The sequence below is a fragment of the Segatella copri genome, assembly GCF_026015625.1.
GTDB classification, from domain to species: domain Bacteria; phylum Bacteroidota; class Bacteroidia; order Bacteroidales; family Bacteroidaceae; genus Prevotella; species Prevotella copri_H.
In genome coordinates, this window is sequence record NZ_JAPDVG010000001.1 from 2595181 (window position 1) to 2617437 (window position 22257).

At 48.1% G+C, this 22257-nt stretch carries 19 protein-coding genes; 13 read left to right on the forward strand and 6 right to left on the reverse strand.

Going from position 1 to position 22257, the window contains the following annotated elements:
- Position 1 precedes the first annotated feature (1 nt).
- From ONT19_RS10890 to ONT19_RS10905, 4 genes are all read left to right on the forward strand, one after another.
- The gene (locus ONT19_RS10890) at positions 2-1147 is read left to right on the forward strand and encodes an acyltransferase family protein (RefSeq protein ID WP_264951950.1); all 1146 of its coding nucleotides are present in this window, start codon (positions 2-4) and stop codon (positions 1145-1147) included.
- Positions 1148-1233: 86 nt separating this feature from the next.
- Positions 1234-2244, forward strand: a complete 1011-nt coding sequence (locus ONT19_RS10895; RefSeq protein WP_264951951.1) for an acyltransferase family protein — start codon at positions 1234-1236, stop codon at positions 2242-2244.
- A 35-nt stretch (positions 2245-2279) separates the two neighbouring features.
- Complete coding sequence (locus ONT19_RS10900) at positions 2280-3185, forward strand: decaprenyl-phosphate phosphoribosyltransferase (protein WP_264951952.1); 906 nt, start codon at positions 2280-2282, stop codon at positions 3183-3185.
- Between the two features lie 4 nt (positions 3186-3189).
- Positions 3190-3834, forward strand: coding sequence for a haloacid dehalogenase-like hydrolase (locus ONT19_RS10905; protein ID WP_264951953.1), 645 nt, complete (start codon positions 3190-3192; stop codon positions 3832-3834).
- Between the two features lie 894 nt (positions 3835-4728).
- Here the strand turns inward: ONT19_RS10905 and ONT19_RS10910 are convergent.
- The gene (locus tag ONT19_RS10910) at positions 4729-6150 is read right to left on the reverse strand and encodes an ATP-binding protein (RefSeq protein WP_264951954.1); all 1422 of its coding nucleotides are present in this window, start codon (positions 6148-6150) and stop codon (positions 4729-4731) included.
- A gap of 362 nt (positions 6151-6512) precedes the next feature.
- Here ONT19_RS10910 and ONT19_RS10915 point away from each other — a divergent pair, with 362 nt between their 5' ends.
- From ONT19_RS10915 to ONT19_RS10925, 3 genes are all read left to right on the forward strand, one after another.
- Positions 6513-7493, forward strand: a complete 981-nt coding sequence (locus ONT19_RS10915; RefSeq protein WP_264951955.1) for an acyltransferase family protein — start codon at positions 6513-6515, stop codon at positions 7491-7493.
- A 67-nt stretch (positions 7494-7560) separates the two neighbouring features.
- Positions 7561-7998 carry a GtrA family protein gene (locus ONT19_RS10920; protein WP_153080216.1) on the forward strand — a complete coding sequence of 146 codons (438 nt, stop codon included), beginning with the start codon at positions 7561-7563 and terminating at the stop codon, positions 7996-7998.
- Positions 7999-8029: 31 nt separating this feature from the next.
- Positions 8030-9469 (forward strand): DUF6080 domain-containing protein, encoded by a 1440-nt coding sequence (locus ONT19_RS10925; protein WP_264951956.1) that lies wholly within the window; start codon positions 8030-8032, stop codon positions 9467-9469.
- A 3-nt stretch (positions 9470-9472) separates the two neighbouring features.
- Here the strand turns inward: ONT19_RS10925 and ONT19_RS10930 are convergent, their stop codons facing one another.
- On the reverse strand, positions 9473-10342 hold the full coding sequence (locus ONT19_RS10930) for a beta-1,6-N-acetylglucosaminyltransferase (protein ID WP_264951957.1): 870 nt from the start codon (positions 10340-10342) through the stop codon (positions 9473-9475).
- A 230-nt stretch (positions 10343-10572) separates the two neighbouring features.
- Between ONT19_RS10930 and ONT19_RS10935 the strand changes: the two genes are divergently transcribed.
- Together ONT19_RS10935 and ONT19_RS10940 are read left to right on the forward strand one after the other, a co-directional pair.
- Positions 10573-11910: a DUF6080 domain-containing protein gene (locus ONT19_RS10935; protein WP_264951958.1), complete on the forward strand. Its 1338-nt coding sequence runs from the start codon at positions 10573-10575 to the stop codon at positions 11908-11910.
- Between the two features lie 48 nt (positions 11911-11958).
- Complete coding sequence (locus tag ONT19_RS10940) at positions 11959-12933, forward strand: glycosyltransferase family 2 protein (protein ID WP_264951959.1); 975 nt, start codon at positions 11959-11961, stop codon at positions 12931-12933.
- On the opposite strand, the gene ONT19_RS10945 is transcribed toward ONT19_RS10940, so the two are convergent.
- Positions 12869-14305, reverse strand: coding sequence for a lipopolysaccharide biosynthesis protein (locus ONT19_RS10945; protein WP_144154922.1), 1437 nt, complete (start codon positions 14303-14305; stop codon positions 12869-12871). The two genes, ONT19_RS10940 and ONT19_RS10945, sit on opposite strands and share 65 nt — an antisense overlap.
- A gap of 122 nt (positions 14306-14427) precedes the next feature.
- On the opposite strand from ONT19_RS10945, the gene ONT19_RS10950 reads away from it, so the two are divergent.
- Positions 14428-15297, forward strand: coding sequence for a LicD family protein (locus ONT19_RS10950; protein ID WP_118192090.1), 870 nt, complete (start codon positions 14428-14430; stop codon positions 15295-15297).
- Here the strand turns inward: ONT19_RS10950 and ONT19_RS10955 are convergent.
- Genes ONT19_RS10955 through ONT19_RS10965 form a run of 3 tightly spaced genes read right to left on the reverse strand, consistent with a single transcriptional unit; the run spans position 15294 to position 17663 of the window.
- On the reverse strand, positions 15294-16370 hold the full coding sequence (locus ONT19_RS10955) for an NAD-dependent epimerase/dehydratase family protein (RefSeq protein WP_153087440.1): 1077 nt from the start codon (positions 16368-16370) through the stop codon (positions 15294-15296). The two genes, ONT19_RS10950 and ONT19_RS10955, sit on opposite strands and share 4 nt — an antisense overlap.
- A gap of 7 nt (positions 16371-16377) precedes the next feature.
- Positions 16378-17094: an IspD/TarI family cytidylyltransferase gene (locus ONT19_RS10960; RefSeq protein ID WP_118080252.1), complete on the reverse strand. Its 717-nt coding sequence runs from the start codon at positions 17092-17094 to the stop codon at positions 16378-16380.
- A gap of 20 nt (positions 17095-17114) precedes the next feature.
- Complete coding sequence (locus ONT19_RS10965; protein WP_264951960.1) at positions 17115-17663, reverse strand: serine O-acetyltransferase; 549 nt, start codon at positions 17661-17663, stop codon at positions 17115-17117.
- Positions 17664-17899: 236 nt separating this feature from the next.
- Here ONT19_RS10965 and ONT19_RS10970 point away from each other — a divergent pair, with 236 nt between their 5' ends.
- The 3 genes from ONT19_RS10970 (at position 17900) to ONT19_RS10980 (ending at position 22216) form a co-directional block, all read left to right on the forward strand.
- Entirely contained in the window at positions 17900-19270 is a 1371-nt protein-coding gene (locus ONT19_RS10970) for a sigma-54-dependent transcriptional regulator (protein WP_264951961.1), read from the forward strand.
- Between the two features lie 243 nt (positions 19271-19513).
- Positions 19514-19723, forward strand: coding sequence for a hypothetical protein (locus ONT19_RS10975; protein ID WP_264951962.1), 210 nt, complete (start codon positions 19514-19516; stop codon positions 19721-19723).
- A 162-nt stretch (positions 19724-19885) separates the two neighbouring features.
- On the forward strand, positions 19886-22216 hold the full coding sequence (locus ONT19_RS10980; RefSeq protein ID WP_264951963.1) for an ATP-binding protein: 2331 nt from the start codon (positions 19886-19888) through the stop codon (positions 22214-22216).
- The last annotated feature ends 41 nt before the right edge of the window (positions 22217-22257 follow it).

Below are 22257 nucleotides of genomic sequence, written 5' to 3' on the forward strand. Positions count from 1 at the left end.
TATGAATAGTGCTATTCTATCACGCCCGGCATGCAATGCCCTGAGAGGACTCGCCATCATCGGCATCTTCTTGCATAACTACTGCCATTGGCTGGGACCTATTGTCAAGGAGAACGAGTATCAATACTTCCAGCACAATGTTGACTGGCTGAACCAGGTAATGGTCAGCATGGACCTCAACCTGCCTGTACACCTGCTCTCGTTCTTCGGCCATTATGGTGTGCCCGTATTTCTCTTCCTGAGTGCTTACGGACTGGTGATGAAATACGAGGCTAAACCTCATCTCTCTACCGAACAGCAGACCAGAATGTACAGCATCTCGGGCAAGAAACTTACAGGAAGCATCAACTGGCGCGAACCGCTCCACTTTATCCGCTATCACTATCTGAAGCTCTTCAAGATGATGATAGTAGGTTTCGTGGCATTCACGATGCTCGACCTTATCACGCCTGGCTCTCACCACTATGCAGCGCTCGACATCGTTGCGATGCTGGGCATGTTCAATAATGTATTGCCAAATCCGGATAACATCATCTGGCCGGGTCCGTACTGGTTCTTCGGTCTGATGCTGCAACTCTACATCGTCTATCGTCTGCTGCTCTATCGCCGCCATTGGGGATGGACCGTAGGATTGATGGCCATCTGCATCGTCATCCAGCTCCTCCTGGGCTTTGACAATCCGGAGAGTGAAGTGATGAACCGCTACCGCTACAACTTTATGGGCGGCATGCTGCCATTCGGTTTGGGCATCCTCTATGCCCGCTATGGCGAGAAGATTCTGATGACCTTCCATTCGCCTATCACCAATTTCTTTGGCTGCATCTTCTGTCTGTCGCTTATCTATAGTCTGAGTGGCAGCATGGTTGGCTGGACCTTCGTGCCTTTCTTCTTCTGTCTGCTGAGCGTATTGGTAGCTGACCTACTCCAGAACATCAGCTGGTTATCAGGTATTTACAAGGTATTAGAGTGGATGGGCAGCATATCAGCCGCTCTCTTCGTATGCCACCCTATCACCCGCAAGATATTCATCCCTATCAGCCGTCAGGGCGACATCTATGCCGGCCTGCTCCTCTACATCATATCGAGCATCTGCCTGGCTTGGCTCTTCACCCAACTGATGAAGAAGATTCCAAACCCGAAGCCCTAACCCTCTTCAATAGGAAGAAGGAAGCGCCCCCGTTCCAGGCGATTCCATCGCCTGTCCCCCATAATAAACAAAAAAGAAATACCAGCATGAATTGGAAGATAAAAGATATAGAACTGGCGAATATCAGCCGGTTTCGCGGCGAGTTGATGGGAGCAGCCATGCTGTTCATCATCCTCTTTCATGTGGCATTGCCTAGAGAAGATGCCTTTTTCGGGCTTCGCAGAATGGGCAATGTCGGTGTAGACATGTTCCTCTTTCTCAGCGGAATAGGTCTCTGGTTCTCGTGGATGAAGAATCCTTCTGCCAAGCATTTCTTCATCCGCCGTTATCTGCGCATCTACCCTACCTGGCTCATCATAGCCTGCCTCTTCTATATCCCAGCTTTCCAGGGCGGAAGCACCTGGAACTGGATCTATCTCTTTGGCGAGATAACCATCAACTGGGGCTTCTGGCTGCATGATGAGCTCAACTTCTGGTACATCCCGGCTACGATGATGCTCTATCTCTTTGCCCCTGCCTATATGGAACTCATCAGGCGCCATCCTATCTACCGCTGGCTGCCGGTGGTGATGATCATGTGGTGCATCCTGGTACAATATGTTACCCCGATACATCAGGCTGTAGGACACCTGGAGATTTTCTGGAGCCGCGTGCCTATCTTCTTCATCGGCATCAACATGGGTGAGATGGTAAGACAGAAACAGACGCTCGACGGCGCTTCGATATGGATGATATGGCTCATGTTCCTGATGACGCTGCTGGCGAGCATCTTCCTGGAACAGGAGAAGCACGGCATGTTTCCGCTCTTCCTCGAACGCATGCTCTATATCCCGCTTACCATCACCAGCATCCTGCTGCTGAACCGCATCTTCCGCCGCACCCCGAGCTGGTTTAACAAGGGGTTCATGTTTGTGGGAGCGCTGAGTCTGGAGTGTTATCTGCTCCATATCCACTTCGTGCTGAAATACCTAGAACCGCATCACTTGGGCTATTGGCCAACCTTCTTCATCTGCATAGGCATCACCCTGCCTGCAGCATGGATTCTGAGCAAGATAGCCGGATGGATTTCTAAAGAGTTAGCTAAGTTTATCAAGTAAAAAGGAATTTATTTATTAAGAAAAATAGGAGTTTTATGAACGAGAATAAATTGGAAGACAGTAAAGGTTTTGCTGCGCTGCTGCGACTGGTTCGCCCGAAGCAATGGATCAAGAATGGCTTTATCTTCTTACCGCTGTTCTTTGGCGGCGCCCTGTTGCATACAGATGCTCTGCTGGCGGGTCTGATTACTTTCTTCGCCTACAGTTTTGCCGCATCGAGCATCTATTGTTTCAACGACATCTATGATGTGGAGGCCGACCGCCGCCACCCGGTCAAGTGTCATCGTCCGATAGCATCGGGAGCGGTCAGCATCAAGCAGGCATACGGACTGATGTTCCTGATGTTTGCCCTCTCTATGGGTGTATGCAGCCTGCTCGGATCATGTGAGACGATGGGAATCATCATCTTCTATTGGCTTCTGAATCTCGGCTACTGCGCCAAATTCAAGCAATATGCCATCATCGATGTGTGTATCGTGGCATTCGGTTTCGTACTCCGTCTGCTGGCAGGTGGTGTAGCTACGGGCATCGTACTCAGTAAGTGGATTGTGCTGATGACCTTCCTCATCACCCTCTTCATGAGTTTTGCCAAGCGCCGCGATGATGTGCTGCGCATGGAGAAGACGGGCGAGGCTCCCCGCAAGAATACCATCCGCTACAACCTCACTTTCATCAACCAGGCTATTACGATTACGGCTTCCGTAACCCTGGTATGTTACATCATGTATACGGTGAGTCCGGAGGTTATCGAGAATTTCCATACCGAGAATCTCTATCTTACGAGTGTCTTTGTGCTGGTTGGTTTGCTGAGATACATCCAGATTGCTGTGGTAGACCAGAAGAGTGGTGACCCTACGAAGATTATCCTGCGCGACCGCATCACCCAGTTTATCGTGCTTGCCTGGTTGCTCTCCTTCCTGATCCTTATTTATATCGTATAAGAAAATGAAGAAAAAATTATATTGTTTCGATTTCGACGGAACGCTGACAACAAGCGATACCCTGCTGGAATTCATCAGATATGCCAAGGGTACCGGTCGTTTTCTGATGGTTTTCCTGATGTACAGTCCGCTCCTGGTGCTGATGAAGCTGCATCTCTTTCCCAACTGGAAGGCGAAGCAACTCATCTTTGCCCATCTTTTTGCCGGCATGCGTATCGAGAAGTTTGATGCGCTCTGCCGCGATTTTGCCGAAGAATACCAGCATCTGTTACGCCCCAAAGGTGTTACGCTGGTACACGAAGCCCTGGTTGCAGGTGCTCAGGTTTTCATCGTGAGTGCCAGCATCGACAATTGGGTCCGCCCGTTCTTTAAAGTTCGCGGCCTGGATGGAGTCAGGGTTTTAGGCACCCAGATAGAAGTGATTGACGGCAGACTTACCGGCAAGTTCAAGAGCAACAACTGCTATGGCGAGGAAAAGGTGCATCGCATCTGCGAGGCACTGACCACCACAACCGCCAATGCCTACAGTACCCCCTCATTATCTTTCGACCGCACGCAATATGATATTGAGGCATTTGGCGACAGCCGAGGCGACAAGGAGATGCTCGCCTTCGCCGATAAAGGACATTACAAGCCCTTTAGAATCTAGAAACGAGCCTGTATCTTGCCAACTACCCATGTACGGCGAAACGCCGTATCAAGTATACGCGAGCCCGCTAGGCGTTAGGGAGATACGCCTAGCGGGCTTGCGTTTCTAATAGAACGCCTAACGGACTCGCGTATCTAATAGAATACCCTCATTTTTTTAGTTTAAAATCTGTTTTATCCCTCACATTCATCACGTTTTCTGTTTTTAAAAACTTTAACTATTTGATAATGAGGATATTATCTCTTTTACTTAGCGTGACAGATTGACAAAAAGTTTACAATATCCATCACGCTATCCATCACGCCATTCAAGTGTCTGTATGTCAATATATCAAGATGTGTAAGAGATGCAAATCGTGATGGATGATAGATAATTACATAAAATTTGTTCATATAAAGGCTGCATCGGGTTACAAATATGGCTGCGTCGGGTTACGAATATGGCTGCATCGGGTTACGAATATGACTGCGTCGGGTTACGAATATGGCTGCATCGGGTTACGAATATGACTGCATCGGGTTACGAATATGACAGCGTAGGCTAACGGAGACGTATCTGTAAGCTTATCGAGACGTCTGCATCAGCTAACTGAGACGTCTGAACTCGCTGACTGAACCACTTGAGTTGCTTGACTGAACCACTTGAGCTAGCTGACTGAACCACTTGAGCTAGCTGACTGAACCACTTGAGTATTCTTCTTCATGTGCTTGCGTGCAACCATAGAAACTTTTTCTGTAACTTTTGGTTCAAGTACGGGCTGAAGGTCCACAAGAGGGTGTGTCATAAATCAACAGCTCGTAAGTCCGTTAGGCGTTCCTGCGGATTTGCATATCACACTAACGCCTAGCGGACTTGCGAACCTGTATTACGGACTTACGACACTGCACCATTTGTTTATACGAACAGGTCGTCCATTGTGATTTGTACTTGAGCCAAGGCTGCATACTGTGTAAGGCGCACGCCAAAAGTAGTAATCATCGTTGGGATAATGCCACTTTTTATTCCTGTTTCTGCCACGAAATCAGCCATACGATTACGAATGCGCATATCCTCCTCCTTAGTGATCGTGTAAGGCATCTGCGAATACTTGATTTCACATAGATTCACGAGATTATCGGCACGTTCTATCAGTAAGTCGATTTGCGCAGCTGGCTTTGAAACCTTACTTCGCCAAGAATAATACTCGGTATGGATTTGGTCTATCCCCAAGAAATGCTTGATTTGAGGAATATGCAACATGCAAACTCGCTCAAAAGCCAAGCCATACCAAGTATTTTGACGAGGTTTTCCCATCAAGTGAGTCCAATATTCCGTGTCCGTCGTACCAGGATGGCAAAACGTCATATAAAATAATGTATAGAGGTCGGTGAGCTGAAAGATTTGATCTTTCTGCTTTATCTTCTTATCTCTGGTATTATACCCTCTTACGAAATCGCAATTTATCAATTCACTAAGAACCTTTGTCAAAGTTCCACCCGATTTCAGCTTCAATTTCTCCATGATTTCCTTTCGGGTCATACCTTGTCTGCATGAGGCAAGTACCTCTATGACACGCATATAGGACTCAGAATTTCTAAACAAGGACGAATATAGTCTTCCATATTCTCGCTTCAGTTCAGCGTGGGATGAGAAAAACAATCTGTCGACATTCCCTTCCACACCTTGCTTTTTATCCAACAAACTGAGATAATAAGGCACCCCACCAAGGATGCTATATATCTGAAGGATAGAAATGCGAGTCCATGAGAATCCATAAGCTTGCAGCATCAGTTCCGTCTCACGAAGAGTAAAAGGAGCAAGATACATCTCGTGCGTTATCCTATTATGAAGCCCACCATGACTATCTATCAGATTGGCTATCATCCACGACGTGGCACTGCCACAAACGATAAGCATGATTTCACTTTGGTAAGCTGCCCATCCGTTCCAAAAGTGCTCAAAAGCCTGTTGGAAACCAGATTTCGGCGTATCCAAGCATGGTAGTTCATCGATAAAAACAACGAGTCGTTCTCCTTTCATTTTTGCCTTTAACAACTGTTTTAATGCCTCAAAAGCCTCTGTCCAATTCGCAGGAATAGGCTGTTTGGAATCTCCATATTCCCTCAGCGCAAACCCGAAATTAGAGAGTTGCGCCTCAGCTGGTGCCTCTATAGACCCAGACATATCAAAGGCAAACTTATCACGGAAGAGATTTCTCACAAGATAAGTCTTGCCGATACGACGCCTGCCATATACAGCCACAAACTCAGCTTTGCCAGAATGATAATATTCTGTCAACAGCTCGATTTCTTTCTTTCGTCCGATAATTTGCTCCATACCTTTTAAATCTAACTTTAATGATGGTGCAAATATAAGATAATTATCCGAGAAAAACAAGGATTCTATAGCCAAATCGATGAATTTTAACTCGATTTGGCTAAAGAATAGGTTATATTATAGCCAAATCGAGTAATTTTCCTTCGATTTGGCTATAGAATGCCTTGTAGATTGCTATTATCCCCTTGGGCTAAGAGCTTTTGAGCTTTCAGCCCGTGCCGTACAGTTCTTTAAGACTTACACAGGCAAGATTTTGAGAATTTGGGGGATTTTAGGCAAAAAGATTTTGAGGAAAAGAATATTTTATGTATATTTGCCCCCAATTGTAACATCAACAAGTAAAGATTTTGAATATATTCATTATGAAACAAAGGAATACAGACATCGACTGGATAAGAGCCATCCTCATTATTCTCATGATATTGATTCATATCGTGAGCTTCGGCAACGCATACCCCCATCTCAAGGCAGGCATTCTCTCTTTCATGATGCCTACCTTCCTCATCATCACGGGCTATCTCGTGAATATCGAGAAAAGCCCAAAGGAGATGGGAAGATACCTGATGTGTCTTGCCTTGCCTTATGTCATCATGGTGACAGGATTCTCTGTACTCTCCTATTTCATGCCGGTGAGAGATGGCATCACGGAACTGTCACTCTCTCAGATTTGTGAGAAGATATTCGTTACTTCCATCGGTCCCTATTGGTTCATCCAGACCATGATTATCTGCGGCATTCTCTATTACGTCAGTTTCAAGGGAGCAACCTGGGGAACCCTCAGACAGGGAAAAACGACGATGAGCACCACCACAAGCCTCTTCATCTTCGCCACCCTACTCCTGCTCCTGTCCAAGACACCCGCTCTTTCGCCCAGTGCCGCCACCTATTATTTCATCGGAGCGGTACTCAGACAATGCCATATCGGCTTTGACAGAATTTTCCGTCCTTCACCGGTAGCCCTACTTCTCTGGCTGCTACTTCTGGGCATGGAAGAATGGTACGACTGGGGCACGCTCGCCATCGTCTTCTCCTGCTGGTGCTGCATTTCATCCCTGATGTGGATACACAGCCTCATCAACCGCCTACAGGATAATGCCAGCGTTCGAAAGACAGAAGACACCTTATTATATATAGGCCGCAACACGCTGCCCATCTATCTCTTCCACCCTATCTTTACGATGGCAGCCAAGTTTTATCATCCCCTCTTTAGTTGGGACAGGAGCGAAATCTGTTTTGCCCTCGTTACCATTTTCATCGCTATAGCCGGAAGCATCGGCATCGCCAAGATGATGGAGAAGACCCGACTGGCTTATCTCTTCGGAAAAGGAAAGATGCTGAGATAAAAGATGCTGAGATAAATAATACCACGATATATTTGGTAATTTGGAGATTTTGAAGTACTTTTGCAACATGAATATCAAGAACAAGATAAATAATATGGATGATGCCAAGCGAGAGAAGCTGGGCGAAGTCATCAGATTCGGAATCGTAGGCGGACTGGCTACGGTACTGCAATATGTCATCTACCTGGCTATGATGCCGGCACTGACCCATTTCATCCCCAACATGGGCGACCACAGTCTGGCTACTACAGCCAACACCATCGCCTATATCGTGAGTTTCATCTTCAATTTCATCGCCAGTACCCGCTATACCTTCAAGGTAAAGGCGAATGCCAAACGCGGAGCAGGATTCACCCTCTCCCACATCGTCAACTACTCGATGCAGACCCTCTGCCTCAACCTCTTCGTAGGCTTGGGTCTAGCCAAACAGCTGGCTATGATACCCACCCTCTGCATCTGCATCCCGGTAAACTTCCTCCTGGTAAGGTTCTTCCTGAAGAAATAAGGGGATTCCCAAAACACGATAAAAGAAAGATATGAAAAAGATATTCGATATTTTTAAAATCAAGAAAGAGGAAAGAGTTTCAGCACTCGTCGCACTCATCATAGCATGTGCCCTCAATGCCCTGACTGTCATCAAATACCACAGCCAGTTCTCGCAGATTACAGATAATTATCACAAACTCTTTGTCAAGACCTTCCATGTGGCAGGTTTCGACCCGCTTACCTATAGCATCGTATCTCACTGGGACACAGAATATAACGTATACCGCCACCCACTGCTGGCGTTCTTCATGTATATCCCGAATCAGATAAATCAAGGATTGATAATGCTTACCGGCATCAACTGCGTTCAGTTTGTCGTGGGAGCTATCCTGGTGTTCTGCGCCTTCTATTCCTTCATTTTTCTTTACCGTATATTCAGAGAAGTGATTGGTACAGAGCGCTTTGATGCCAACCTGCTCTCTGCCTTCTATTTCTCTTTCGCCTATGTGATGGTTTCAGCGATGGTACCCGACCATTTCATTATGTCGATGATCATACTCCTCTGTACCCTGTATATCACAGGCGTATGCATGAAGAAAGGCAGACAACTTACCATCTGGCAGACTATCCTGCTCTTTGTATTTACAGCGGGCGTATCGCTCAACAATGGTCTGAAGACCTATCTTGCCGCCCTTTTCACCAATGGCAGAAAGTTCTTCTGTATCAAATACTTCCTGATAGGAGTCATCCTTCCTGCCGCACTCATGTGGGCTTTCGCCAGATGGGAATACCGCACCTTCGTATGGCCTAAGGAGATGGCAAGACACGAGGCTAAGATGAAGAAAAACAAGGAAGCCACAGCCAAGATTTACCAGCAATACCGCGACAGCACTGGCGTGAAAGACTCGGCAAAGGTAGAAGCTGCCGTCAAGAAAATCATCAAGGATAAAGCGCATGCCAAATATGTTCGCGACCATAAACAGATATGGAACAAGAACACGGGCAAGCCTATCGCCAAGGGCGAATTCATGAACTGGACCGACAAGACGACCTCCCGCTCGCAAACTCTGGTCGAGAATTTCTTCGGTGAAAGCATCATGCTGCACCAGCAGAACCTTCTGGGCGATGTATTGCGCAACCGTCCGGTTATCGTGAAATACCAGTCTGCGGTCAATTATGTGGTAGAGGCATGCATCGTTGTGCTTTTCTTACTTGGCATCCTTGCCGGAAGAAAATCAAAGTTCCTCTGGCTCACCCTGACATTCTTCCTAATGGATGCTGCCCTCCATATCGGTTTGGGCTTCGGTATCAACGAGGTATATATCATGACTGCCCACTATATGTATGCCCTTCCTATCGCCATCGCCTTCCTGGCGCTCAAGGCAAAAGGAAAGAACCTGAAATGGGCCTTCAGAGGATTGATGCTCGCCATCACCCTCTATCTGTGGATAAGCAACGGATATCTGCTGGTAGGCTACATGCTAGGATAAATATTAGCAAGAAGCCTTGATCCAGCGGATGATATCCTCATGCTCTATATCAAACTTACGGGCAAAGAGGCGGTTGCTTTGTTCCAGCTCCTCTTTGTCTGCCAAAGTCCAGACGTACGGATTGCCCCGTTTCCAGTCAATGAGTCGCATACAGCCCTCATATTCATCTTTTTCTGAGTACAAGGCGGCCCGGAAATCGGGCTGATTCCATACCAGGGTCTGCAGGAAGAACTCATCAGGGCAGAAGGTATAATTGAATCTTTTCAATACAAACGGCTTCTGGCTCACCACATACTCCACGCATGCCTGCGTGATGCTCACCCAGTTGGCACCCTTGGCAAAATCCATCTTCTGGCGATGCAGGAACGGCATGAGCAGCATCGAAAGATATTTATTCAGTCGCCTGGTGATAGCATTCAAAGCCCCATACTTCGAGCGGGTAAGACTGGTAAATAGCCAATAACGCATCATCTTCCGGCGGCAATCCCATTCAAATTCCTCACCATGATTGATGCCCACAAATTCCTTACCCTGATGCTCCTCAAAGAACTGATGGATGTAATCCTGCGATTTGATAGGTAAATCCTGACCACTCAGCAGATGGTAGTAGGCATAAGGTCCATGCTTCAAAGCCTCCTCGAAAAGCACATACTCCGCCTTAATCTGGCTCAGATTTCCCCAACGCACATCCACCCTCTGCTTCAATACAAAGAGGCGTGCCTTGGAAAGAACCAGCGGTTCAGCACCATCCAGCATATCCGATTTCCGGTCGATATGCAGAAATATATCATTGCGCTCATCATCGAGCATCGACAGCAATACCCTCAGAAGCGGTAAACTGCCATGAGCCATTATCAAAAAAGCATGTTTCATTGTCATTATTTATCTTTATTATCCAACTGTCCGTCCTGATGACTTTTTTCATCATCATTGCGACAAAGATACACCAAATAAAAGAGAATACAAAATAAAACTCCGTTTTTATCAGAAAAAAGACACAAAATAGAGCCTTTCTTTTTGAATATTCAGAAAAAACAATTACTTTTGCAGCGCTAAGAAGGAGATGCGGCATGCATCAGCCCAGCAAAAAAAATAATCAGAGAATGAACAATATATTTAGAATTAAAAAAGAAGAAAGGCTCTTTGCCTTGATTACACTCATCGTTATCATCGCCTTCAATGTGCTGATGATAACCTATCATTTTGATGATTTCGGCAAACCGAAAGCAGGATTCTGGACGCTCTTCACCAAGAACTTTCAGATTTCAGGTTTCGACCCCTACACCTACCTTACCCTCTCGAAGTGGAAGGTGTATTACACGGAGTATCGCCATCCCATGCTCCCTTTCTTCCTCTATCCTTTCTCGCTACTGAACGGCTGGCTGATAGAACTCACCTCCCGCAACTGGGCAACTTCCATCGTGGCGGTGATGATGACATTCTTCTCCACCTACTCCACCCTCTTCTTCAGAAGAATCTTCAGAGAGGTGATGCAGCTGAAGGCTATAGACAGCAATGTGCTCACAGCGATGCTTTTTTCCTTTGCCTACGTGCTGCTCGTCACCTTTGTGGATGACCATTTCGGCATGTCGCTTTTCTTCCTGTCGATGACACTTTATCTGGCAGGCAAACAGCAGCAGGAACACCGCAGCATGCCTTGGTGGCAAACAGCCCTGCTCTTTTTCTTCACGGCAGGCATCACGCTGAGCAATGGCGCCAAGACCTTCCTTGCCGCCCTCTTTACCAATGGCAAAAAACTCTTCCGCCCGAAATATCTGGCATTGGGCATCATCTTGCCTACCCTTCTGATAGGTGCTGCAGGCATTTATCAGAACAAGGCATTCATTATTCCGAACCGTCTGGAAGGAGAACGGCTCGTTGCCCAAAAGGCAGCGAAAGACAGTACTTTTAGGGCAAAGATGGAACAGAAGCAAAAACACGATAAGGCTATCGCTGGCAAGAATATCCAGAAACGAGGCATGCTTTCATGGGCAGATATGTCTATCTCCCGTTCAGAATCACTGGTAGAAAACGTTTTTGGCGAATCGCTTATCCTGCACAGAGAACATCTGCTGGAAGATATCCACAGCCACCGCCCGATATTCGTGAAATACCAGACACCCGTTCCTTATATCATAGAGGGTATCATCGTGATTCTGCTGTGTATGGGCTTTTGGATGGGAAGAAGATCGGCCTTTCTCTGGCTCACAGCCTCATGGGTGGCATGCGATGCCTTCATTCATCTGGTCATGGGATTCGGACTGAACGAGGTTTATATCATGGCTGCCCATTGGGCGTTCATCATTCCGATCAGTATCGGATATATCATCAGAAACTGTAAGGAGAAATATCTGCCTTATCTTCGTGGAACACTCGCAGTTATCACCATCTTCCTGTTCTTCTATAACAGCACGCTGATATTCGAGTATCTCACAAGATAAAAAAAGAGAACCCGACAAGATAAAAAAGTATCTTAGATTAAAACCATCATGCTGAAAATAAGTATCTTAACTCCTATCTATGGGGTAGAAAAATATATCGAACAGTGCGCCCGTTCACTGTTCGAGCAGTCGTATGCGTCTATCGAATACATCTTTGTAGATGACTGTACCCCCGATAAAAGTATCGGTATCCTACAATCGCTCCTGAAAGAATATCCTGAAAGAGCACAACAGGTACGCATCATCCACCACGACAGAAACCGGGGCGTGGGAGCTGCAAGACAGACGGCACTGATGGCGGCTACAGGCGATTATCTTTTATTTGCCGATAGCGACGATATGCTGCCGGAAGATGCAGTTGAGAAGCTGGCAGGAAAAGCAGATAGCAGCCATGCCGACCTGGTTGATGGCGGCTACCGGGAATGGTGCGAAGGAAAAGCAGGAAGACTCCAGAAACCTTTTGATGTTTCTGATGAGAAGCTGCTCAAACTGCTTGTCTGCCAGAACATCATCACCAACCGGCTGTGGGGCAGAATCTATAAGCGTTCGCTCATCATGGAGCACAGGATATTCTTTGAAGAGGGCATCAACTATGCGGAAGATCTCTTCTGGAATGCCCAGTTCATGTTCTACGGCAAAAAGGTGAATATCGATGATGCGGTATATTATTACCGTACCGACAATGAGAATTCCTACAATCACAACATCTCTGAAAAGAACCTCCTGTCATACTTCAAGTCAACCCGCCGACTCATCGATTTCTTCGAGCAGAACGATACGGAACATCAGTACCTCAGGGCCACAGAGATAGGCATCGTCAATGCCTACCGCTGGGCGGCAAACGCACAGGTAGCCTTCGAAAAGGTGGATCAGGCACTCGACTACAAGCCTAAGAGCTGCCTCATCCGACTCATCATCAAGCTCATCAAAAAGGGGGTACCTGTCAAGAGGGTGAATCTTATCTACCTCGCTTACAGAAGGCTATACACTCTTCTAATATCTGCACCTTCAGCAGTTTCATGATACAGAAGTAGATGGTGGCTGAAACCAGCAGACGAACCAGCAGCAGGAGATAGATGTTCTGCAGGCTGCGGGTCATAAAATAGGTAACTACCATCGTGGCTGCCGCACAGAGCATGAATGGCAGTATATCCTTTGCCACATCCAGAAACCGCAATCCGGCAACACGCTTCATCATCCACTGCCAGACCAGAAGCCAAGCTATTATAAATAAGGTATAGGCTATCACCATGGTCTGGATGCCATATTGATGACAGAACAATACCAAGGCGAGCAAACCCACTACCTGACCGATGTTGCACCACATATACACATCAGAACGACCCTTGCTGATAGCCAGATTCTGATAGAGCGTATAAATCGGCATAAAGGCACCGCTCACACAAAGAATCTGCAACAGCGGCACACTGGCTATCCATTTCTCATGAATCGTAATCAGAATGAATTCGCGTGATACCAGGGTCAAGCCAAACATCAATGGAAAAGAAAGGAATGCCGTAAAACGGAGCATTTTTCTGAACACCAGCAACTCGCGGTTCTTATCGTCCTGGATAGAAGCCAAGACGGGCTGAGCTATCTGTCCCACCGTATTGGCAACAAACGAATTAGCCTTGGTGTCCCAGTTGTATGCCTGACTATAGTTACCCACATCATTAATCGGATAGAACCTGCCGAAGACAAAGGTCAATACATTGTTGCTCACCGTATTGATAATGTTGGTAACCAGGAGTTTCACGCTGAATCCGAACATCTTTCTCACCGGTCCGAAATCGATATGAAAGTTCGGGCGCCATCCCGTATAATAATATCTTCCTATATTCAGCACGAGGATAAAGATAACCTGCTGCCAGGCAAGACTCCAGTAAGCCATGCCGTTGAATGCCAGTACCAGTCCCACGACATTCGAACTGATCAGAGCCATGAAATTAACGATGGTAATCTCCTTGTTCATCATGTTCTTCATCATATATCCGTTCTGGGCGATGCCAAACGAAGAGATGAAGAAACTCAGGAACACGAAGCGCGACAGGGAGGTGAGACAAGGCTGATGGAAGAAATCTGCTATCAGCGGCGCACAGAAAAAGAGCACCACATACATGGTAAGACTCACCAGGACATTAAACCAGAACACCGAGTTATAATCGTTGTCGGTGGGTTTCCTGATATTCACCAGTGCCTGGGTAAACCCACTACTCTGCAGATTGCCCGCTATCAGGGTGAATATGGTGAGGATGCCGATGATACCATAATCGGCTGGCGACAACAAACGCGCCAAGAAGATGCCAAAGAGGATATTGAGTACCTGGGTAGAGCCACTGTTCATCGCTCCCCAGAACAATCCCTTGGCGGTTTTTTCCTTTAATGATTCTGCCATCGTTTCTATCTGATAAATATGGAATATTACTTGTTTTTACTTTTTAGAATGCAAAAGTAGCATAAATAGTTTGAAGTTCAAAACTTTTTGCTTACTTTTGCAGCCGTAAAACAGAAAAAAGTATGGATATTAAGAACATCAAGAAGGAATGGAACGCCACAATACTCGATATATTGAAGGCTTTCATCGAAATCTGCAACAAGTATCACCTCAGATATTACTGTTGTGCCGGCACCGCTATCGGAGCCGCCCGTCACCACGGAATGATTCCCTGGGACGATGACATCGACGTACTGATGCCACGCCCCGACTACGACCGTCTGCTCGAAATCGCCAAGCATGAAGACTTTGGCAAATACGAGGTAGTAACTCCGTACAACAACGAGTCATACCCTCTGTATTTCTCAAAACTCGTGAACCGCGAAACCACCCTTATCGAGGAGAAGGAGCGTCCCTGCATCATCGGTCTTTACGTAGATATCTTCCCTCTTGATGCCACCGACGATGACCTGGAAACGGCAAAGGCGCTGTATCGCAAATACTCTAAGACCATCAACCGTCTGAACGCCGTAACCACCCACAATACTTTCTTTGAGTACATCTCCCTGCTCCTGCACAAGGAAACCTGGGGCCGCTTTGCCATCAAGACGATCGCCTTCTTCTGCCGCAGCAAGATGCGCCACCGCCTCATCCAGCAGATGGACGAGATGAGTCACCGGTATGACTTCGATAAGGCGAAGAACGTACTGGTGAATACAGGTTCCTACCACTATAAGGAGATTTTTCCGAAGGAATGGCTCGGCAAGGGCAAGGAATTCCCGTTCGAGGATACCACCGTCTTGCTGCCGGAGCAGGCTGATACCTATCTGCGCCACTTCTTTGGCGACTATATGAAGTTTCCACCCGTAGAACAGAGAGTAGAGAAACACCTTCGCTACTATCTGAACATGGAAAAGCGGGAAACATGGGATGAGATTAAAAGAAAGCTTTAGCCTTCCCTCACTTCCTGCAAGGTATGTCCGAAACCTTCTTCTACATCAAAGAGCGGTTTCCAGCCTAAAGCCTTGAGTTTATCCGTACTGAAGGTTGCCTTGGTGATAGGCGTGGTATTGCCCTGCTGCGCATCCGCCTCAGGAATATCAAACACCACCTTTCTGTCCGCTTTCCGGGCTATCAGCTCTGCCAGTTGGCGGATGGAGATATTCGATTCTGAATGAGCCACATTATAGGCATTTGCCCTCTCGCCATCCAGCAGGAGGCGCAAGATGGCATGGGCGGCATCTACTACATAAAGCCAGGAGCGGAAAGCCTCACCCTTACTCTTCAGGACGATATCCTCACCCTTCAGAACATTGCGGATAAACTGGGCATACACCCTATTGTCACTCTCCGTAAAACCCGGACCGTAGGTATGACTCAGTCTGGCTATCACCACATCGGCATCATATTCTGCTCCGTATGCCATGCAGAGCGTTTCGGCAGCACGTTTGGAAGATGGATAGCAGGCACGCACCGATGCACAATCCACATAGCCGCTGCTCTTCTCGGTAAATTCAGAGCCATCGCCCTCGCCATAGATTTCACCCGAAGAGATATAAACCATGCGCTGCATGCGGTGACTCAATCCATATTCCAGCAGGTTGGATACACCGTTGATGTTTGCCTTCATCACCTCTACAGGGTTCTGCTTAAAGAAGTTAGGACTCGCATTGCTGGCTGCATCGATGATGTAATCAGCGCCCTCAGCCAACTCATTATAGACTGGTTCCCCTATCATCCTGTCCATGCTCTTGATGACAGGCTGGGTAACGTCTATCTCTGCAAAGAAGAAAGATTCATCCTCCCAATAGGCAGCAAACTTCTGTCGGGCACGTTCCTTGTTTCTTCCGGCTGCTATCACCTTGTAGCACCGGGCAGGATTCTGCATCAGCACATCAACCACACAGCCTCCTACCAATCCTGTAGCACCAGCCACAAGAATGGTTTTGCCATGCAGACGCTCCAATTCCAAACCTTCCCGGAAAAGGCGCGCAATATCTTCCTTATATGGTGAATTTCCTATCATAACATGTTTATTTTAACCAAGCCTCAGGCTGAACCTTCATCAGTGCCTTCAGTATCTCCAGATCCTCAACGGTGGTTATCTTGATGTTCTTCTCTGAACCAGGCACGATATGCATCTGTCTGCCTCCCAGTTCTGCCATCAGGGTACAGGATGCTACCGAATTGGTGATGCCCTTCTCCTTAGCCTCTTCGTGGGCTGCTATCAGATTGCCCAAACGGAAGGTCTGGGGTGTCTGGGTACGGATCAGTTTGTCGCGCGGAATACTGGTGTTGGTCGTGAAACCATCTTCGCTCTCCAGGATAGCCTCTCTACATTTGATACCCGTAATGGCATAGCCATACTTCTGGCAGATGGCGATATTGGATGAGATGATGTCTTGCGACAAGAGTGGGCGCACGGCATCATGCACCAGCACCAGGTCGTCATCACCGCATCCCGCCTCTTTCAAGCCATAGATACCATTGTGGATTGACTCCTGACCATTGCTTCCGCCAGGGAATATCCATTTCAGCTTGGTAATGCAGAACTGGTTGGCATACGACTGCAGTACCGTTTCCCAACCTGCCAGACATACCACAGCAATACCCTGAATATCAGGATGCTTCTGAAAAGCCATCATCGTATGGATGATGATAGGACAGTTGTCTACATGCATAAACTGCTTTGGGATGTCCTGTCCCATTCTATTGCCAGAACCTCCGGCTATGATCAATGCATAGTTCATATTCTCTATCTTTAAATTGATTATTTCTGAATGATTCTCCCCGGATTCCCTACCACGGTAGCCCCGTCGGGAATATCCTGGAATACGACGGCACCGGCGCCTATCGTCACGTGGTTGCCGATATGGATGCCGCCGAAGACCGTGGCGCCGGTATAAATCTTCACGTCATTTCCGATGGTAGGTCTGCCGCCCTTGCCGTTGCCCAGCGTCACCATCTGCAGACAGTAGAAGTCATCACCTATGCTTTCTGCGTTGAGATAGGTGGCATAGCTGTGCTCCAGATGCGCACCCTTCCCGATATACGGGCACCAAATGGTCATCGTGCGCTCAGGAGGCAACAGCCAGCTGATGAAAACCGAACGGTATTCGCCCAGGCGGTAATAAAACAGATTGCGGAAACTCCTTTCGCGGGTGCATGCCTTAATCAGGTTGAGCACCGTAGGCTTCCTGTCCTGCACCTTCAGCAGGTCGGCATCTATCTCCTTCTTATGGAGCAGATACAGAGCGATATGCGGCAACATGCGCACCGCCGAAGCTGACAATATGATGGTTTGTACTATCGGATTCATGACTCTAAATCTTATTTATCTTATGCAAAGATACAAAAAATAAAGCAACTAGCATGCTTTTATCCGAAAACAATTGTTCTTTTCACTAAAAATAAGATAATAGAACAGGGTTTGTAGATTTTTAGTCGGTTTTATTGCTAAATAATGTGAATTAAATAGCTTTCCATACAACTTTTCCGTACCTTTGCACAAAGTTATATATAACGATATTTTAGAAGAGGATAAAACAGAACATTATGAAGAGGATATTGATTGTTGAAGACGATTTGGCATTCGGAACCATGATACAGACTTGGCTCAAAAAGAAAGGATTCGATGTGGAAAGGGTAACATCTGTAGGCGCTGCCATCAAAGCGATGGGAGCCGGCGATGCATTCCATCTGGTTCTTTCCGACCTGCGCCTGCCCGACCATGACGGACTGGTATTGCTCCAGCATATCAGAAAGTCCGATGCCCACCTGCCTTTTATCGTAATGACTAGCTATGCAGAGGTTCAGAATGCCGTATGTGCCATGAAATCGGGTGCTACCGATTACGTGGCTAAACCCTTCCATCCCGAAATCCTCTTAGAGAAAATCCGTGAGGCTATCCAGTCGGCTGCTTCAGCGGTTTCTGCCCCTCAGCGTGCGGAATCTGCCGCCATGCAGGATGCGCCCCAAGAAGAGCAGCAGGGCGCGGAGGTGCCTAGATATCTAAAAGGTGAAAGCGAGGCTTCCAAACAACTCTACGAGTTCGTTTCGCTCGTTGCCCCAACCCCGATGTCAGTGCTCATTCTCGGAGCCAGCGGCACCGGAAAGGAATATGTGGCGCGCAGCATCCACGAACAGAGTCTGCGCAAGGACAAGCCTTTCTATGCCATCGACTGCGGCGCCATTCCTAAGGAGGTGGCGGCATCTGAATTCTTCGGATATAAGAAGGGTGCCTTTACCGGAGCCGAACAGGATAAGAAGGGCGCCTTCGAGATAGCTAACGGCGGAACGGTTTTCCTCGATGAGATGGGAAACCTCAACTACGAAGTACAGGTGCAGCTCCTCAGAGCCTTGCAGGAGAGAAAAATCCGTCCGCTGGGCAGCACGCAGGAGATTAATGTGGATATCCGACTCATCTGTGCCACCAACGAGAATCTGGCGCAGGCGGTAGCCGAAGGCAAGTTCAGAGAGGACCTCTATCACCGCATCAACGAGTTTACCATCTACATGCCTGCCCTCAAGGACAGAGGTGCCGACATCTTCCTCTTTGCCAACCTCTTCATCAAGCACGCCAACCAGGAACTGGGCAAGAATGTGCTCGGACTGGATGCCAAAGCCTCCGAAATCATTGCCTCATACGACTGGCCGGGCAACCTGCGCGAACTGAACAATGTGATGAAGCGCGCCACCCTGCTCACCCGTGGCAAGTATATCGGTGCCCAGGAACTGGAGAAGACGATGGCACAGACCTCCACAGCCCGACCAATCAATATGCAGCTGCACAGCGAACAGTCGGAACAGGAAAGCATCGCCGCTGCCCTGAGAGCCACCCACGGCAACAAGAGCAAGGCTGCCCAACTGCTTGCCATCGACCGCAAGACTCTCTACAACAAAATGAAGAAATACGGCATGGAGTAAACATGCCACACCCCGATTCCCCAATATATTCCACACTATATTGGGGAATTTTTCTACACCTTTTCCCCACTTTCCCCACATCCCGTTTCTGGCACAAAACACCATCTCCTCTGATTATCAGACACTTAACAAATTCATCGATTTTTGGCACGCCTATTGTGATATTATTTAGCGAACTCGCAAATGAGTTTCAGCAAGAGAATTAATAAACAATAATATTCACAATTAAAAAACAAAAGAATTATGAAAAAGTTAGTATTTGCAGTTATCGCAGCAGTAGCAATGGTATCAGTTAGCAATGTATTTGCAGGTAACAGAATGGTAAACGTTGCAGGTTCAGAACCAGTAGACACAGTAGCTCCAGCCGACACAACAGCAACACCTGTTGAGACCCCAGCAGCAGCTCCTACAGACACTACAGCTGCAACAGTGGATTCAACCGTAGCAGAGTAAATCCACCTTCAGAAAATAGTAATTACGCGTCGCTTTCAATGAAACAGGAGATAGATGACCAGATTTTGGCATTTATCTCCTGTTTTCGTTGGTTTATATCGCATTTTTGATTAACTTTGCACGCAAATAGCAAAAAAACTCAAAACATTAAAAGATAAGAAGATGCAGCAAACAAACGTTCCTTTCAAGGTAGCCCTGGGTTACATCATCGTCGCCATCGTACTGATTCTGGCGATAGGGCTGGTATATCGCAACACCACGTCCGTGCTCGCTATCAACCAGGCAACCCGCGACTATATCGAAAAGCGCCAGGCAGCCGACAGCACCATGTCCAGCCTGCTCAAGGAGGAACAGACCAATCTGCAGCAGCTTACCCGCGCCATGCAGGGCAAGTCATCCCACAACTATCTGCACGAGAAGATGAACAGCCTCAACAGTGGCGAAGATTCCGTTGTCGTGCATTCCAAGGCACCCAAGACCCATGTGGCAAAGAACACCACCGTAGAGGTGATGAAAACCTGCAAGGGCTTCTTCCGCCGCCTTGCCGATGCCTTCAAGAAGGAACATGCCGAAACGCTCAGCATCAGACGCGACAGCAACCAGGCTGTCACCGATACCCTCTCTACCCCGGTCAACTTAGCCGGAAACGTAGCCGATATCCTGGAACAGATTGACCGCAAGGAGAAGCAGTCTACGCGCGATAACCACGAGGCCATCAACCGCGAGGTGAGAGACCTGCAGATAACCAATGCCCGCCTCGCCCTGCGCTCCTCCCAGCAGCTCAACGATATTCACCAGCGCGAACGTCAGGCGATGCAGCAGGCTATCAACCAGGCGATGCAGGCGCGCCAGAATCTGCTCTGGCAGATAGGTCTGCTTGCCATCGTAGCCATCACAGCCGCCGTCATCCTCGTCTATTACATCTACCGCGATACGCAGAAGGAACGCATCTACCGCGAGAATCTCGAAGAGGCTAACGAGGAAATCAGACGCATCATGAACCAGCGCGAACGCCTGCTCCTCACCATCACCCACGACATCAAGGCTCCGGCTGCCAGCATCTCGGGCTTCATCAACCTGATGAAGGATTATGTCGACAACCCGCAAGGCATCTCCTGTCTCAACAGCATCAAGGGTTCTGCCACCCATCTCTCCCGGCTCGTTGCCGCCCTGCTCGATTATCACCAGTTGGAAAACGGACTGATGAAGCTGAACCCTGTAGATTTCTCGCCTGCCGACATGTTCCGCCAGTGTGCCGGAGAGATGCAGATCCTGAGCCAGGAGAAGGGACTGGAACTGCATCTGGAGCTCGATGGCATCAGCAGTCCGCAGACCTACTACCGTGCCGATGCCTTCCGTATCCGTCAGATACTCAACAACCTGGTGAGCAATGCCATCAAGTATACCGATAAGGGCAGCGTCACCATCCAGGCAGCCATCAGTCCCCAGCACCTTCTTACCTTCTCGGTAAGGGATACCGGCAAGGGCATGACCACCGAAGAGCGCCAGAAGGTGTTCCAGGCGTTCACCCGTCTGAAGAGTGCCCAGGGCATCGAGGGCACCGGTCTCGGACTGAACATCACCCAGGAACTGGTCAATCTGCTCCAGGGCACCCTGCGTCTGGAATCCGTCAAGGACAAGGGCAGCACCTTCACCGTCACCATTCCGCTTGCCTTAGGTACCGCTCCTGCAGTAGAAGAGGCAGAAGAGCAGAAGCCGATCACCCCAGTCAAGCTCCATTTCGAAAATCACAAGATACTGCTGCTCGATGACGACCCGTTGCAGCTCCGTCTGCTTCAGGAGATGCTGAAGAAGCTGGTAGGCGACAGTTGGCAAGTCTTTGCCTGTCTGCATGTAGCCGAGGCGCTCACCGTGCTCCACAACGAGCATCCTGCGCTGATGATGATGGATATCGAAATGCCCGAGATGAACGGCATCAGGATGATTCAGCACATCAACCACAGCCACATGAAGGTAGTAGCAATGACCGCCCACGATGCCAGCATCATCAGAGAGTTGAAAGAAGCCGGTTTCGACGATTGCCTCTTCAAGCCGTTCAGCACAGAGAAGCTGAAAGAAATCCTCGGTTTGGAGGATGCAGCATCAGAAACAGAGGATATTGCAGAGAAAACATCATCAGAAGCAGAGGATATAGCAGAGAAAAACAATAAGAATTCCCGCTTTGCAGCCCTCCTGGCCTTTGCAGAAGGCGATCCGGAGGCAGAAGCCGAGATACTCAGCACCGTCAAGCAGGAGTTGTCATCCCATCTCCAGAACCTCCAGCAGGCAACAGAAGGCGGGTTATCAATAGAAGCCATCAGCAAGACAGCCCACAAGCTCCTCCCTATCGCCACGATGATAGAGATGGAGACCCGCCAGCACATCGCCGCCCTCGCTCCCGAGCATATCAGCGATCTGTCAGAGTCTCAGATAAGAGCCTACACCCAGGCCATCATCGCCGACCTGAAGGGGCTTTTAAAGGTAAAAAGGTAAAAAAGGCCTACCCCCGTTCGTCCCCGTCCCCAGCGATTCCA